The organism is Veillonella sp. oral taxon 158 (assembly GCF_018376515.1).
GTDB classification, from domain to species: Bacteria; Bacillota; Negativicutes; order Veillonellales; family Veillonellaceae; genus Veillonella; species Veillonella rogosae.
The window spans coordinates 24878-39906 of the sequence record NZ_JAHABE010000001.1; the positions used below are offsets into that span (position 1 = coordinate 24878).

At 36.6% G+C, this 15029-nt stretch carries 13 protein-coding genes; 11 read left to right on the forward strand and 2 right to left on the reverse strand.

Annotated features, from left to right (window positions below):
- The first annotated feature begins 5 nt into the window (after window positions 1-5).
- The 11 genes from KH364_RS00125 to KH364_RS00175 all read left to right on the forward strand — a co-directional run bounded on the left by KH364_RS00125 (window position 6) and on the right by KH364_RS00175 (window position 12853).
- Window positions 6-1247 carry an O-antigen ligase family protein gene (locus tag KH364_RS00125; protein ID WP_273297830.1) on the forward strand — a complete coding sequence of 414 codons (1242 nt, stop codon included), beginning with the start codon at window positions 6-8 and terminating at the stop codon, window positions 1245-1247.
- Window positions 1225-2157: an ATP-grasp fold amidoligase family protein gene (locus tag KH364_RS00130; protein ID WP_273297831.1), complete on the forward strand. Its 933-nt coding sequence runs from the start codon at window positions 1225-1227 to the stop codon at window positions 2155-2157. The genes KH364_RS00125 and KH364_RS00130 overlap by 23 nt, the downstream gene beginning before the upstream one ends.
- Window positions 2135-3274 carry a CapA family protein gene (locus KH364_RS00135; protein ID WP_009372137.1) on the forward strand — a complete coding sequence of 380 codons (1140 nt, stop codon included), beginning with the start codon at window positions 2135-2137 and terminating at the stop codon, window positions 3272-3274. Before KH364_RS00130 ends, KH364_RS00135 begins: the two co-directional genes overlap by 23 nt.
- Entirely contained in the window at window positions 3274-4725 is a 1452-nt protein-coding gene (locus KH364_RS00140) for a lipopolysaccharide biosynthesis protein (RefSeq protein ID WP_273297833.1), read from the forward strand. Before KH364_RS00135 ends, KH364_RS00140 begins: the two co-directional genes overlap by 1 nt.
- 26 nt (window positions 4726-4751) lie before the next feature.
- Window positions 4752-5849, forward strand: coding sequence for an NAD-dependent epimerase/dehydratase family protein (locus KH364_RS00145; protein WP_273297834.1), 1098 nt, complete (start codon window positions 4752-4754; stop codon window positions 5847-5849).
- Complete coding sequence (locus KH364_RS00150; RefSeq protein ID WP_273297835.1) at window positions 5850-7016, forward strand: nucleotide sugar dehydrogenase; 1167 nt, start codon at window positions 5850-5852, stop codon at window positions 7014-7016.
- Window positions 7017-7052: 36 nt separating this feature from the next.
- Window positions 7053-7499, forward strand: coding sequence for a VanZ family protein (locus KH364_RS00155; RefSeq protein ID WP_009372125.1), 447 nt, complete (start codon window positions 7053-7055; stop codon window positions 7497-7499).
- Between the two features lie 266 nt (window positions 7500-7765).
- The gene (locus KH364_RS00160; protein WP_273297836.1) at window positions 7766-8569 is read left to right on the forward strand and encodes a CpsB/CapC family capsule biosynthesis tyrosine phosphatase; all 804 of its coding nucleotides are present in this window, start codon (window positions 7766-7768) and stop codon (window positions 8567-8569) included.
- A gap of 244 nt (window positions 8570-8813) precedes the next feature.
- Window positions 8814-10964: an anaerobic ribonucleoside-triphosphate reductase gene (gene nrdD, locus KH364_RS00165; protein WP_273297837.1), complete on the forward strand. Its 2151-nt coding sequence runs from the start codon at window positions 8814-8816 to the stop codon at window positions 10962-10964.
- 144 nt (window positions 10965-11108) lie between these two features.
- Window positions 11109-11606 carry an anaerobic ribonucleoside-triphosphate reductase activating protein gene (nrdG, locus tag KH364_RS00170; RefSeq protein WP_273298058.1) on the forward strand — a complete coding sequence of 166 codons (498 nt, stop codon included), beginning with the start codon at window positions 11109-11111 and terminating at the stop codon, window positions 11604-11606.
- 2 nt (window positions 11607-11608) lie between these two features.
- Window positions 11609-12853 (forward strand): chloride channel protein, encoded by a 1245-nt coding sequence (locus KH364_RS00175; protein WP_273297838.1) that lies wholly within the window; start codon window positions 11609-11611, stop codon window positions 12851-12853.
- 156 nt (window positions 12854-13009) lie between these two features.
- On the opposite strand, the gene KH364_RS00180 is transcribed toward KH364_RS00175, so the two are convergent.
- Both KH364_RS00180 and KH364_RS00185 read right to left on the reverse strand, forming a co-directional pair.
- Window positions 13010-13558: a gamma carbonic anhydrase family protein gene (locus KH364_RS00180; RefSeq protein ID WP_273297839.1), complete on the reverse strand. Its 549-nt coding sequence runs from the start codon at window positions 13556-13558 to the stop codon at window positions 13010-13012.
- Window positions 13559-13578: 20 nt separating this feature from the next.
- Window positions 13579-14532, reverse strand: coding sequence for a nitronate monooxygenase (locus tag KH364_RS00185; protein ID WP_273297840.1), 954 nt, complete (start codon window positions 14530-14532; stop codon window positions 13579-13581).
- Window positions 14533-15029: the final 497 nt, after the last annotated feature.

Sequence of the window (15029 nt, forward strand, 5' to 3'; positions counted from 1 at the left end):
AACCATTGAAGTTAAATATAACGGCTCTTGCTGACCGCATGATATGGTTCATAACTCTAATCTTTTTAGTGTTGTCGTTGACCATTTCATTTGCCCTTGGCGAGGCGAACTATGGTGCCTATGTATTATTTGTATGCTTATTTGGGCTCATTATTTTTTATCTTATAAGAGAGCAGGGCGTTATTAAGCTACGGCTCAATTGGATGCATGGTTATATGCTGCTCTTTATAGGGGCTTGTTACCTTAGTACGATTAATGCCATAGATACGTCTGTAGCTATGAGTCGAAGTTTTGACATCGTCAAGATATTCTTTATGCTCATCATCTTGTACATGTGCTATCAAGATAAAAAATCGGTGGATACATTATTAAAGATTGGTATGTGGACAGGCTATATAGTTTGTTTTTACACTGTTTATTTCTATGGTTTAGATTATTTTATTACTGTCTTATCATCGTCGGCACGTATTGCCAATGATGCATTAAATGCGAATACAGTAGGTCTTTTGGGCGCTAATGCTATTGTAATGACCTTGTATTACATGTTATATGATCGCCCTCGATGGTGGCATATTATCGCATTACCTACATTAGGTATTCTTGCTGCTACAGGCAGTCGTAAGGCTCTTGTATTCGTTGTAGCAGGTACAGTATTACTTTTTGTTTTTAAAAGCTTACGCAGTGCCAATGTAGTCAATTCGATTGCTAAAATTATTGGTTCTTTACTAGGTCTCACTATCGTAGGTGTTGCTGTATTGCAATTACCGATGTTCGGTGAAGTATTAGATCGTATGTCTAGCATGGTAGAAGCTTTTGCCGGTACTGGCGGTGACTCATCTACTATCATTCGTATGGCTTTAGTGGATATTGGTTGGGATTTATTCTACCAATCTCCTATTACTGGGGTTGGTGTCAATAATCCATCTGTATATACATTCTTCCTATATGGTAAGGAGAATTACTACCTTCACAATAACTACATTGAGTTATTAGCCGGTACTGGTATTATCGGTTTATTGGCGTATTATTCTATGTATTTGTATGTGGCATATAACTTAATTCGCTATCGTGATTTCCACAGTAATGAATATGTAATGGTGCTCATTCTATTTCTTTCACAAATTGTAATGGATATGGGCATGGTGTCTTATGAAAGTAAGAGTACTTATTTTTATATGATGTTGTTTTATTTAGAGGTGCAAATGCTTCGGAAGGGACGTAAAAATGAAGCTCAGCAAATTGTGTAAAGTTGGCATGTCCTTTTTAACAAAACCTTACTATCGTACTCGAGTTCTGATTAAATCAGGCTATTATGATAACTTATCTGATGAAGATTTTCTAAAGAAGATATTTCCTAAATATATGGGGTATCCTTTAGATTTAGAGAATCCTAAAACTTTCAGTGAAAAATTACAATGGCTAAAAGTCAATTACCGGAATCCTATTCAAACTATTATGGTTGATAAGCATGAAGCAAAACAGTTTATTGCGGAACGTGTGGGAAATCAATATATTATTCCTACACTTGCTGTATGGGATTCCGTAGAGGATATCGATATCGATGTATTGCCAAATCAATTTGTGTTGAAGTCAACTCATGATAGTGGAGGCATCGTAATTTGTAAAGACAAATCATCTTTTGACTTCGAAGCAGCTAAAGCGAAGTTAAGTGCATCTCTAAAACGTGATTATTCTAAAATTGCTAGAGAATGGCCTTATCAGAATGTACCGCGTCGCATTATAGCAGAAGAATATATTTCAGAATTGGGCAGTGATGATTTATTGGACTATAAGATGTTTTCCTTCCATGGAGAACCAAAGCTAACTGTGGTATGTTCAGATCGCTTTTCAAAGACTGGAACGCGTATGAACTTCTATGATATCAATTGGGAGCCTATGGGGATTCATTTTGGTCATTATCCTCCATTACCTAATGAGTTTCCGAAGCCAGCTACTTATGAGGAGATGAAACGTCTCACAGCTGAGCTAAGTAAGGATTGTCCGTTCTTACGTGTTGATTTTTATGAAATAAAAGGGCGCCTATTTATTGGAGAGTTAACATTTTTCCCTGGTGCTGGATTAGAAACGTTTCGTCCTATGTCAAAAGATTATGAATTAGGGGAGTGGTTACATCTTGAAACTGTACATCGGAGCTGATTTCGTTCCTACGGATATCAATAAAAATTTGTTTGAAGAGGGCAAAGGGGAAGCATTAGTAGGTAAAGAGCTATATGAAATTCTTAAGCAATCTGATTTAAATGTTTTTAATTTAGAGGTGCCTTTAACAGATGCATCTACTCCGATTAATAAATTTGGTAATAATTTAAAGTCTCCTACAAAAACAATCTATGGTTATAAGGCTTTAGAACCTATATTTTTAACATTGGCGAATAATCACTCCTTAGATCATGGTGTAGAAGGATTAACTACTACACTGGAGTTATTAAAAAAGCATGCTATTAAAAATGCAGGTGCTGGTGCTAATGTAAAAGCAGCTAAAAAGCCATTTATCTTTGAAAAAGAAGGTATACGTATAGGCTTTTACCTATGTGCAGAACATGAGTTTACCGTTGCTTCTTGTCATACAATGGGGGCTAATCCATTTGATGTATTAGAGAGCTTTGATGATGTAGAAGCTTTAAAGAAAACTTGTGATTATGTTATCGTCCTATATCATGGGGGTAAGGAGTTTTATCGCTATCCATCGCCAATGTTACAAAGATATTGCAGAAAATTTGTTGATAAAGGGGCAGACCTTGTAATCTGTCAACATAGTCATTGTATAGGTTCTCGTGAGGACTATGGTAAGGGGACTATTATTTATGGCCAAGGTAACTTTATCTTTAATTCCGAATTCTATACACATCATAAGGAGTTTGTAAAAGATTCCTTATTAATCAGTGTAGAGGCTACAAAGGATACCTTTGTTGTATCTGAAGTGCCAATTCGTGGTACCGAAAGGGGCACCCGTTTGGCTACTGAATCAGAAGCCATTGAAACATTGACAGAATATAAAAAGCGAAGTGAAAACATTAGAGATGCTCATTTTGTTGCTCAAGCATATAAGGATTTTGCTGATACTCATGTAAAGCGATATTTGCGTGAATTTTTAGGTAGATCCTTTATTATCCGTGCAATAAATGGATTATTTGGACGAAAATTAATGCAACTTATTTTGGGGCCTACAAGTTATTTAGCAATACAAAACTATTTAGAGTGCGAAGCTCATCATGAATTATTCTTAAGAGGCATTAAGAATATTAATAAAAAATAATGGATACTAAAATTGTAGCTGCTGCTAAATGGTCTGTCATAACAGAGGTTTTAGCAAAGCTTATTACACCACTTACAAATATAATATTGGCCCATATGCTTGCACCGACGGCGTTTGGTATATTGGCAACAATTATGATGGTTATCTCTTTTGCAGAAATGCTTGCTGATGCGGGATTCCAAAAATTTCTTGTACAGCATGAGTTTGAAAGTGACCAAGAAAAGCAAGAGGCCACAGATGTGGCTTTTATTGCCAATCTAGTACTTTCTTTACTATTATGGGGCGCTATCATAATAGGCCGTGATGAATTGGCTGTACTAGTAGGTAATGATGGTTTAGGCATACCGTTGGCTGTGATGGGGGCAATGATACCTCTATCAGCCTTTAGCAGTGTGCAGATGGCCTTGTATAGACGGGACTTCAACTTTAAGTTTCTTCTAAATATTCGCCTTATAACTATTTTGACACCTATAGTGATATCTATTCCTATGGCGCTCATGGGGTACGATTACTGGTCTTTAATTGCTGGTATGTTAGGGGCTCAGCTATTTACAGCATTAGCCTTATTAAAGAGTAGACGAAATCAAATTCGCTTATTCTTTAGTGGTCGTGTTTTTATGAACATGTTTAGCTATAGTGCATGGTCATTGGCGGAAGCCTTTTCCATTTGGCTTACCGCATGGGTAGATACCTTTATTATCAGTCGATTTCTGGATGCGTACTATTTAGGTATTTATAAGATGCCGATGGCCATTGTAACAACTGTTATGGCTATGGCTACAGCATCATTAGCACCAGTGCTTTTTGCAGCCCTAAGTAGGGTACAACATGATCAACAGGCTTTTTCTAATACATTCTTTACATTCCAACGCTATATGGCCTTATTCTTAGTGCCTATAGGTGTAGGTTTATTTGTATTCCAAGACTTTGTTGTTCAGCTTTTACTTGGGCCTCAATGGAAATTGGCAGGTATCGTTTTAGGTTCTTGGGCATTGAGCTCAGCTATTATGACTGTTACAGCGAATCTAATTTCTGAGATATTTCGTGCTAAAGGCATGCCAAATCTATCGTTCTGGACTCAAGTGTTACATTTAGTTGTTTTAATACCAGTTATTTATATTTGTATTCAATATGATTTTACTACCTTTGTGTATGCTCGCTCTATAGTGCGAATGGAAATGCTCGCTGTAGCTATGTTGTTCTTGGCTCTATTCGTCAATATGAGTGCGTTCCGCATACTATCTAATATTAGTGTATATCTCATTACCGCATCGTTAGTTGGGGCGCTAGCGTATAGTATTTTACATCTATATGATACGGTGCTGTGGACGATAGCTTGTATGCTGTTATGCGTTCTATTGTATGTAGCTATTTTGTGTATCATTCCATCTGAGCGTACTATTATTACTTCTGGTATTAATAAAGTTTTAGGTAAAGTAAAACGCTCATAATTAACAGAACTATGAAAGGAGTACATATGCTTTCAAAAAATGTAGACTTAAACAACACGGTAATCCTTGTAACGGGAGCCGCTGGATTTGTAGGGGCTAATCTCGTTATGTCCCTCTTATCTGAAGCAGAAGGAACTCAAATTATCGGCATAGATTCTGTTAATGACTACTATGACGTAGCGTTAAAGGATTATCGATTACAACAAATCGATGCGATGAGCAAAGGCAATAAAAATACGTGGATTTTCAAAAAAGGCAATCTTGCTGATAAGGCTTTTATTGATGATATTTTTGCTACTTATAAACCACGCGTTGTTGTAAATTTAGCGGCTCAAGCCGGAGTTCGCTACTCTATTACAAACCCAGATGCTTATATCGAATCTAATATTATTGGTTTCTATAATATATTAGAGGCGTGTCGTCATTCTTATGACAATGGTGAAAGTGGCGTAGAACACTTAGTATATGCATCATCTTCTTCCGTATATGGGGCGAATAAACAAATCCCATACTCTACAGATCATAAGGTAGATAACCCAGTATCCTTATACGCAGCTACAAAAAAATCCAACGAATTGCTAGCTTATTCTTACGCTAAGCTTTATAACATTCCGAGCACTGGGCTTAGATTCTTTACAGTATACGGTCCGGCAGGTCGTCCAGATATGGCATACTTCGGATTCACCAATACTTTGCGCAATGGTGGCACTATTAAAATCTTTAACTACGGTAACTGCAAACGTGATTTTACCTATATCGATGATATTGTAGAAGGCGTTTCTAAGGTTATGTGTGCTGCACCAGAGCGTCGTAACGGGGCTGATGGATTGCCAGTACCACCATATGCTATTTATAACATTGGTAATAGCAATCCTGAAAATCTCCTCGATTTTGTACGCATTCTTTCAGAAGAATTAGTATCTGCTGGAGTACTACCAGAAGATTATAATTTTGAGGAACATAAAGAATTAGTCCCTATGCAACCAGGGGATGTACCTGTTACATATGCGGATACGAGCGCCTTAGAAGAAGATTTTGGCTTCAAACCAAATACAACGTTGCGAGAAGGTTTAAGACGTTTTGCTGTATGGTATAAAGATTTCTATATGACGGAGGGCAAATAAATGAAAATTGCAATTGCTGGTACAGGCTATGTAGGCCTTTCCAATGGTGTATTATTAGCACAACATAATGAAGTAGTAGCCCTCGATATTGTTCCTGAAAAAGTGGATATGTTAAATCGCAAGGAAGCACCTATTGTAGATGCGGAATTGCAGGAATATTTAGCCACTAAAGAATTAAACTTTAAAGCTACATTAGATCCTGTGGAAGCGTTTAAAGGTGCGGATTATGTAATTATTTCTACACCTACCAACTATGATCCACAAAAGAACTTCTTTGATACATCTTCTGTTGAGCAAGTCATTAAAACTGTTTTAGAAATTAATCCTGATGCGGTAATGATTATTAAATCAACTGTACCAGTAGGTTATACTGTACAAATGCGTGAAGAGTTTAAAACAGAGAATTTGATTTTCTCCCCAGAATTCTTGCGAGAAGGTAAAGCATTATACGATAACTTGTATCCATCTCGTATTGTTGTAGGTGAAGACTCTGATCGTGCTCGCCGCTTTGGTCAACTATTAGCTGATGGTGCTATTAAAGAAAATGTACCACAGTTATATACTGATTCCACAGAAGCAGAAGCTATTAAATTATTTGCTAATACGTATTTAGCATTGCGTGTGGCATACTTTAATGAGCTTGATTCCTATGCGGAGGTACGGGGCCTTAGCACAAGCCAAATCATTAATGGTGTATGTTTAGACCCTCGTATTGGGGACTTTTATAATAATCCATCCTTCGGCTATGGTGGGTATTGCTTGCCAAAGGATACAAAACAGTTATTAGCTAACTATAATGATGTACCACAAAATTTAATCTCTGCCATTGTTGATGCGAATAGAACACGTAAAGACCATGTGGCGGATGCTATTATTGCTAAAAATCCTAAAATTGTTGGTATCTATCGCTTGACGATGAAAATGAACTCTGATAACTTTAGAGCATCAGCCATTCAAGGTGTTATGAAGCGTATCAAGGCTAAAGGTATTGCTGTTGTAGTTTATGAACCAACTCTTGATGCCGAAGACTTCTTCAATTCACCAGTGATTCGTAACTTTGAAGATTTTAAACGCGTCAGCGATGTTATTGTAGCTAATCGTTGGGATCCATCTTTAGAAGATGTGAAAGAAAAGGTTTATACGAGAGATATTTTTGACCGCGATTAATTTAGCTATATGTATTGTGACGTTTAGGAGAGTACTATGAAACGTTGGATACTATATATCGTGTTGGGTTTAATTGTGTTTTTTATATGGGATAATTCATTACAAAACGGAGGCTCCTCTGATGGGTTTAGCCTTATTTTTGCTGAGAAGTTAGCTCCCATAGCACATAATCTAGGCTTTCACGGAAATATATGGGCTTTAAATAGGATTGTTCGGAAATTAGCACATCTCACGGAGTTTACAATCCTTGGTGGCGTTTTATATGCAATCTTACGTCGTTATATTGAGTATGGAACCGTATTTAAAACGATTGGTCTAGGGATGGCTATAGCTATTCTTGATGAATTTATACAAAGATTTTCACCAGGTCGGAGCTCTCAATTTTCCGATGTTGTCATTGATACAATAGGTGTTGTTATTGGTATACTCTTAGTAAAGTTAGTCTATAAAATAGGTCAGAAAAAAAGTATATATAAAAAATAAACTGTTGCTAATATACAGTATGAGTATAAAATACCTCATAATCACGAAGATTATGAGGCATTTTTAATGAAGTTTAGATGAAAATTTAAATAAAATATTAAATGAACATATCATAATTTATCTATTTTTATATAAAAACCACTATACAAGCGACTTTTACCCTGTTATAATCATGAATAGAAAATGAAAATTAAATGAGATAAAAATGAACTTTATAAAAGAGGACGATTTCTGTAAGGGGTTATCGTAAGTAGAAGGGAAAGATTATGAATCGCGTGGTTGATTTACATGGTTGCATTTTGCCAGCTGTGTTAGGTCCTCAAGGGCCACAAACAATGGCAGAATCAGTAAAAATGATTAAGTCCTTGTGTAATCAAGGCATTACAGATATTTTTAGTACTCCTGATGTGACAGTATCTATGGATAAGAAGACATGGAATACTATGGAGTCTTTAGTAAATGATGTGAAACTTGCTGTAGGAGAACAACAGGTAGATATAACTATTCATAGTGGTGCTCGTGTTTTGCTTTGTGACGAAATGGTTGAATATATTGCTGCTCATCACAATCAATATCTTTTGGGGAATAGCCATTTTATGTTAGTAGCATTACCTCAAAATAGCAAAGTTCATCATGTTAATGCATGGTTGTTAAGCTTACTTGATATGGGCATTGTGCCTATTATTAGTGAAGTAGAATCTTACAGACAATTATTCACTAAACCAGAACAACTATTAGAGTGGGTAGATAAAGGCATTTTGATTCAATGCAATATGGCATCTTTTAATCACAATAATGCTAATTACCAAAGAGCTATTGAATTGTATCGCAATGGTTTGATTCATTTCTTTGGTACTGGTTATAGTAGTGAACGTGATGTACAAGCACATCAAGGTTATGTAGAAGCAATTTCTAAATTGGATAGCACATATAAAAAAGATTTACTTCCAAATATTCATCTTAATGAGCGTGATCTTTTGGCTAATCGCACATTCTATCCAGCTGTTCCATCTAGTTGGGTAGGTCAAAGGTCCAATTTCTTGACACGTCTATTTGGCTTTGCATTATAAATTATATAGGTTCTTTTATCCATGCTATATTGGCATAGGTAAAAGAACCTATTTTTACTTTATATTGTATTTGGGGTTGAAAACAACCACCATATATAGTATACTGAGGGAGCAGTAGAAATAGAGAGTTTTCCAATAATTCTTTACATTTTTACATATAAATTTATAAAAAGTATGGTTTGCCATACTTTTTTCTATGTCTTAACATATTTTTCAGCGGTAACAAAATGGGGAGGTTGCCAATATGTTGCAGGTCATCAAACGGGATGGTACAAAGGTATCTTTCGACAAACACAAAATTGCTTTAGCTATTGAAAAGGCTGAGCATAGTAGTACAGGGTTGTACGAAGAGGGGTTAGCACAGCGTATTGCAGATGAAATAGAAGAATATGCTCAAAAGCTCCAAAAAGATATGACAATTTATGCTATTGAAGATCAAGTGTATTATAAGTTGATTGAGTATCATAATCCTGCAACGGCACGTGCCTATGAAGGTTACAAAGCTGTGCAAGCTTTTAAACGTCGTCAAAATACTACAGATGATGATGTAATTGGTTTGTTAGATCGCAGTAATGTTAGTGTTCTTGATGAAAATTCTAATAAGGACGCAGCGATTGTATCTACACAACGCGATTTAATTGCTGGTGAGGTATCTAAGGATATTGCGCGCCGTAAATTAATTCCTACGGATATTTTAGAGGCTCATGATAGTGGTGCCATTCATTTCCATGATATGGACTATATTATTCAGCCCATGTTTAACTGTTGCTTAATCAATTTGGAAGACATGCTTACAAATGGTACGGTAATCAATGGTAAGAAAATTGATACACCTAAATCGTTCCAAGTGGCATGTACAGTTACAACGCAAATCATTGCTCAAGTTGCATCTGGTCAATATGGTGGTCAAAGTATTAATGGCATTGACCGTATTTTGGCGCCATTTGTACGTAAGTCTTATGAGAAAATCCTTAACAATGTTATTGAAGAACAAGTTGAGATTTATGGCATGGAGCCTAATATGGAAAAGGCTCGTGAAATTGCTTGGAACCGTACGCGCAAAGAGGTTAAGGATGGGATTCAAACTATCCAGTATCAAATTAATACATTGATGACTACAAATGGTCAATCTCCATTTGTTACATTATTTATGTATTTCCAACCTGATTACGAATACGCTAAGGAAGCAGCTCTCATTACTGAAGAGATTTTACGTCAACGTATTAAAGGCGTAAAAAATGAAGCTGATATATATATTACACCAGCTTTCCCTAAGTTGATTTATGTTCTTGACGAACATAATGTAACACCAGATAGCCCATACTATTACTTAACTGAATTGGCTGCACAATGTACAGCTAAACGGATGTACCCAGATTATATTTCCGCTAAAAAAATGAAGGAAAACTATGAAGGTAATGTATTTAGTCCAATGGGTTGCCGTTCCTTCTTATCTCCTTGGAAGGATGAAAAAGGGAACTACAAATTTGATGGACGCTTTAATATGGGTGTTGTGAGCTTAAACTTGCCACAAATTGCTATTTTGGCTCGCGGTAGTGAAGAAAAATATTTTGAAATTTTAGATAAACGTCTTGAATTAGCAGAAAAAGCATTGTTATTACGCTACAATCTTTTGAAAGATGTAGTGAGTGATGTGTCTCCAATTCACTGGCAACATGGTGCCATTGCACGCCTTAAAAAAGGTGAAAAAATTGGTCGTTTCTTATCTGGCGGTTATGCAACGATTTCTCTTGGCTATATCGGTATCTATGAAGCTACTCGCTTGATTACAGGTGAGTCTAATACAGGCGAAAAAGGCCGTGTATTTGCAATGAAAATCATGGATCGTCTAAATGCCGCTATTGATTTATGGCATGATAAACATAACCTTGGTTTTGGCTTATATGGTACGCCTGCTGAAAGCTTAACAAATCGATTCTCTTCTTTAGACCGTGCCCGTTTTGGTATTATTGAAGATATTACAGATAAAGGGTATTACACTAATAGCTATCACGTAAATGTTCGAGAAGAAATTAATGTATTTGATAAATTTGCCTTTGAATCTGAGTTCCAAAAGAAATCTACAGGCGGCTGTATTTCCTATGCGGAAATTCCAAATATGACTAATAATATTCCAGCTATTTTGACCATGATTCAATATATTTACGATCACATTTCTTATGCTGAGTTTAATACGAAATCCGATTACTGTCATGAATGTGGTTTTGATGGAGAAATCAAGGTAAATGAACATAACGAATGGGAATGCCCGCGCTGTCACAATACGAATCGCGATAAATTAACTGTTATCCGTCGTACATGTGGCTACCTTGGGGAAAACTTCTGGAATGAAGGCCGTACTAAAGAAATCAAAGATCGTGTAATGCATATCTAATAATAGATAGCATCACTGTTTATTATTATAATTTTATACATGGTAAAAGCTGTGCCTTAGGCACAGCTTTTACTGTATTTGTGAGAAATAGAAATATATCTATATAGTGTTGATCATTTGATAGGCACTACTATGGAGGTTATGATGAGATATGGGCAAATAAGACAATATGATATTGCCAATGGAGAAGGAATTCGTACATCTATCTTTGTGACTGGATGTACGCATTGTTGTTATAATTGCTTTAACGAAGAATACCAAGATTTTAATGCCGGCAAAGTATGGACACAAGCTGAAACAGATCTAGTTGTGTCTTATGTTAAGAATCCTAACTGCTCAGGTTTAACTTTATTGGGTGGAGAGCCTTTCCAAAATGTACAAGGTTTATTACCTGTAGTAAGAGCTGTACGAGGGGCTGCACCGGAAAAGAAAATTTGGGCCTATTCAGGGTATGAAATAGATGATATTTTAGAGGATGAGTTGCGAAGTGCTTTATTACAGGAAATTGATATCCTCGTAGATGGTCGCTTTGTAGACGAACTTAGAGACCCGGCCTTACGTTTTAGAGGATCATGGAATCAACGCATTATAGATGTGAAAAAAACATTAGCGGCTGGAGAAATTGTATTAGCAATGGAGTAAGTATGGCTTTTGATAAACGAGTTATTGGGCTCATCATTATAGTTGGTTTTATAGCGGGGTTAATAGGTGCTTTTTATACGCATTTATTACATGGAATTCAACAGTTTGTATACAACTATTCTGCCGCTGACCACCTGAGTTTTGGTGCCGCTGTAGCGCGTGTTTCACCATTAGAGCGTTTGATTCCTTTAGTTATATGTGGTGTAGTAGGGGGTGTAGGTTGGTTCCTTATTCATCGCTATGGTAAAGGTGTTGTAGATATTAAGGCTGCTGTTTCGGGCAAAATGGATATGCATCCCATTACAACTTTACTTCATGCCACACTACAAATTATTACTGTTGGTATAGGCTCTCCATTAGGTCGAGAGGTTGCACCACGAGAGGCCAGCGCAGGGATTACGACTTTTTTAGTTGATCATTTTGATATAAAAAAAGAGGACCGTCAGCTCTTAATTGCCTGTGCCGCAGGAGCAGGTCTTGCCGCAGTCTATAATTCACCACTATCAGCGGCCATTTTCACCTTGGAAACATTGCTGCTTACTTGGAATGTTAGGGCTATGAGTGCTGCTTTAGTATGCTGTGGCTTAGCTACCTTTGTGACTCGACAAGCTGGTGTAGGGGATGTCATTCAATATACGATGGCTCAACCTAGCTTGGGCAGTCACTATGTAGAATTCTCAATCGCCTTGGGCGCTATTGTTGCTTTAGGTGTAGTTTTATTTAATATTACTCAAGGTAAGTTACCTTCTATTCATCGTAGCAGTCCTGTTATGATCCCTATATCAATCGTTGCATTTACGCTTGTCGGTGTAATGGCTATGTACTTTCCTGAAATTCTTGGGAATGGTAAAGCTGGTAATGAGTTGACCTTTACAAATGAAATTACATGGACGTATGCATTGGGATTATTTGGGGCTAAATGGGTTGCAGTATTACTCGCTTTGGCGGCAGGTGCTTACGGTGGTCGTATTACACCATCTATGATGTTAGGTAGTACATTAGCTATTGTATTTGGTACTATATGGTCCATTGCAGTTGCCCCTATATCTTTAGGGATGGCCGCATTCATAGGGGCTGTAGCGTTTTTAGGTCTCGCACAGAAGATGCCTATGACATCTTGTGTGTTTATGCTTGAGTTATCTCGCTTCTCCGTGGAAATGTTGTTCCCTATAGCGTTGACGATGGGTACAGCACTTATGGTAGAGCAGATCATTCAATCAAAATTAAAAAGCGATAAAAAACAATGAGCTATAAATAAAAATAAGTGGTAGGTACCAATTAATAGTAGTGAGGAACATTCATACTAAAAGCTATTTACATGCCTATAAACTAAAACATAAAGCGGATAGTTGTGTTAAGCAACTATCCGCTTTATGTTTGTGCATATTTTATTGTATATGTGATTATACGATTTTGGCGTTTTTATCGTACTCTTCGCCACCTGCATCAGGAAGCATACCGTATTCTACAGTCCACAAGTGTTTATATTTTAACGCTTGATTATGAATGCGTTCAATTTGAGTTTCGTCTGTACGAACAACACGAGCTGGAATGCCAACAACTAAGGAGTTAGGAGGGATTACAGTATTTTCTTTTAATACAGCACCAGCGGCGATGATGGAGCCAGAACCAATATGGCAACCACTTAATACGATAGCACCCATACCAACTAATACATTATCTTCAATTGTGCTAGCATGTACGATTGCGCCATGACCAATTGTAACGTAATCACCTAGGACACAAGCTTTATCATCATCTACGTGCAAAACAGAGTTGTCTTGTACATTAGAGTAACGACCTACAATAATTTTGTTTACATCCCCTCGAAGTGCGCAATTTTGCCAGATAGATGCGTATTCTTTTAATTCCACATCACCAGCAAGTTCTGCACCAGGCATGACACAACTTTTAGGATCTAATTTAGGATATTTTCCGTGAAATGATAACATGAGTACTCCTATTATATTAATTAAACGATTTCAATAAGGCGTTGAGCTTTACGAATAGACATAATAGCTTCATTCATTACAGATTGAACGATAGTATGAGCTGGCTCAAAAGCTGTAAGACGGTTTAAACCTTGGCCTACTTGCACAGCACCATTTACAACATCGCCATCAATAGCGGCACGTTTGTTAGTACCTTGAGACATTTTAGTACGTTCTTCCGGCGTAGTAACGCCATCAGTTTCAGCAGCTAGATAACGCGTAGTGAATTCATTTTTCAAGCTACGTACGCCACCGTGACCAGAGAGAAGACCTGTTACAACAGAGTCTGTATCTGTGGCGTTGATGATTGCTTCTTTCATATTTGGATGTGCTTGGCATTCTTCGGCTAACAAGAAACGAGAGCCCATTTGCACGCCTTCTGCACCCATCAATAATGCAGCTGCAAGGCCACGACCATCTACGATGGAACCAGCAACAACAACAGGGATAGAAATTTCAGGTAAAATATTTTCCATTAAAGACATTGTGGTTTGGCTACCGATATGACCGCCAGCTTCCATACCTTCAACTATCATTGCATCAGCACCAGCATCTTGGATGCGTTTTGCAAGTTTCAAAGATGGAACAACAGGAATAACTTTGATGCCTGCATCTTGAAATGGTTTAATATATGGAACAGGGTTGCCTGCTCCAAGTGTGACAAAAGCTGGCTTTTCTTCAATGATAATATCTACTAATTCATCTTTATTTGGAGCCATTAACATAAGGTTAACACCGAAAGGTTTATCGGTTAATTCTTTACAAGCACGAATCTCATTGCGAGTCCACTCTGCATCGCGGCCACCAAGGGCAATTACACCTGTAGCGCCAGCATTTGCAACAGCAGCGACTAATTTGTGTTCAGATACCCAAGCCATAGCGCCTTGGATAATAGGGTATTCGATTTGTAACAGTTGAGTTAAAGCTGTTCTCATACATCCTCCTATAATAACAATGTAATAAACGATTTCTTTATTAAGCTTTAGATAATGTGTTTAATTCTTATGTAAGAATTAGAGCTTTAATAAAGTAAAAGTATGTATAAGTATATACTTATACACTAATGTGATTAGGTGTATTTATTAGAAGCTATATAATGCTAAAATAATTTTATATAGGCATATAAGCTCTTCTTTATATAATAGTATAATATATAAATTATGTATACCTTAGATAGATTGATTACAGTTGTTAATTAAATAAAAAAGCTGTTACTTTTACTATTGAAATAATATAGCCTTAAACGTCAAAGAATATGAAAGAACATTAATGTTATATTTGAAAAATTTTAATTGATAATACATTTCAGTTCTCTGAGTAGGATAAATCCGCATAGTATATATGATTTTTAAATATTAGAAAAATTGAGAAAATAAGAAAATGAGTATTGAAAAGTTTCGATATCTTTGGTATACTACATTACAGATAGAGT

What these genes read in the sequence shown, in the direction of transcription:
- KH364_RS00130 (WP_273297831.1), top strand. Translation starts at nt 1,225, where the DNA reads ATGAAGCTCAGCAAATTGTGTAAAGTTGGCATGTCCTTTTTAACAAAA.
- KH364_RS00140 (WP_273297833.1), top strand. Translation starts at nt 3,274, where the DNA reads ATGGATACTAAAATTGTAGCTGCTGCTAAATGGTCTGTCATAACAGAG.
- KH364_RS00145 (WP_273297834.1), top strand. Translation starts at nt 4,752, where the DNA reads ATGCTTTCAAAAAATGTAGACTTAAACAACACGGTAATCCTTGTAACG.
- KH364_RS00150 (WP_273297835.1), top strand. Translation starts at nt 5,850, where the DNA reads ATGAAAATTGCAATTGCTGGTACAGGCTATGTAGGCCTTTCCAATGGT.
- KH364_RS00155 (WP_009372125.1), top strand. Translation starts at nt 7,053, where the DNA reads ATGAAACGTTGGATACTATATATCGTGTTGGGTTTAATTGTGTTTTTT.
- KH364_RS00160 (WP_273297836.1), top strand. Translation starts at nt 7,766, where the DNA reads ATGAATCGCGTGGTTGATTTACATGGTTGCATTTTGCCAGCTGTGTTA.
- nrdD (WP_273297837.1), top strand. Translation starts at nt 8,814, where the DNA reads ATGTTGCAGGTCATCAAACGGGATGGTACAAAGGTATCTTTCGACAAA.
- nrdG (WP_273298058.1), top strand. Translation starts at nt 11,109, where the DNA reads ATGAGATATGGGCAAATAAGACAATATGATATTGCCAATGGAGAAGGA.
- KH364_RS00175 (WP_273297838.1), top strand. Translation starts at nt 11,609, where the DNA reads ATGGCTTTTGATAAACGAGTTATTGGGCTCATCATTATAGTTGGTTTT.
- KH364_RS00180 (WP_273297839.1), bottom strand. Translation starts at nt 13,558, where the DNA reads ATGTTATCATTTCACGGAAAATATCCTAAATTAGATCCTAAAAGTTGT.
- KH364_RS00185 (WP_273297840.1), bottom strand. Translation starts at nt 14,532, where the DNA reads ATGAGAACAGCTTTAACTCAACTGTTACAAATCGAATACCCTATTATC.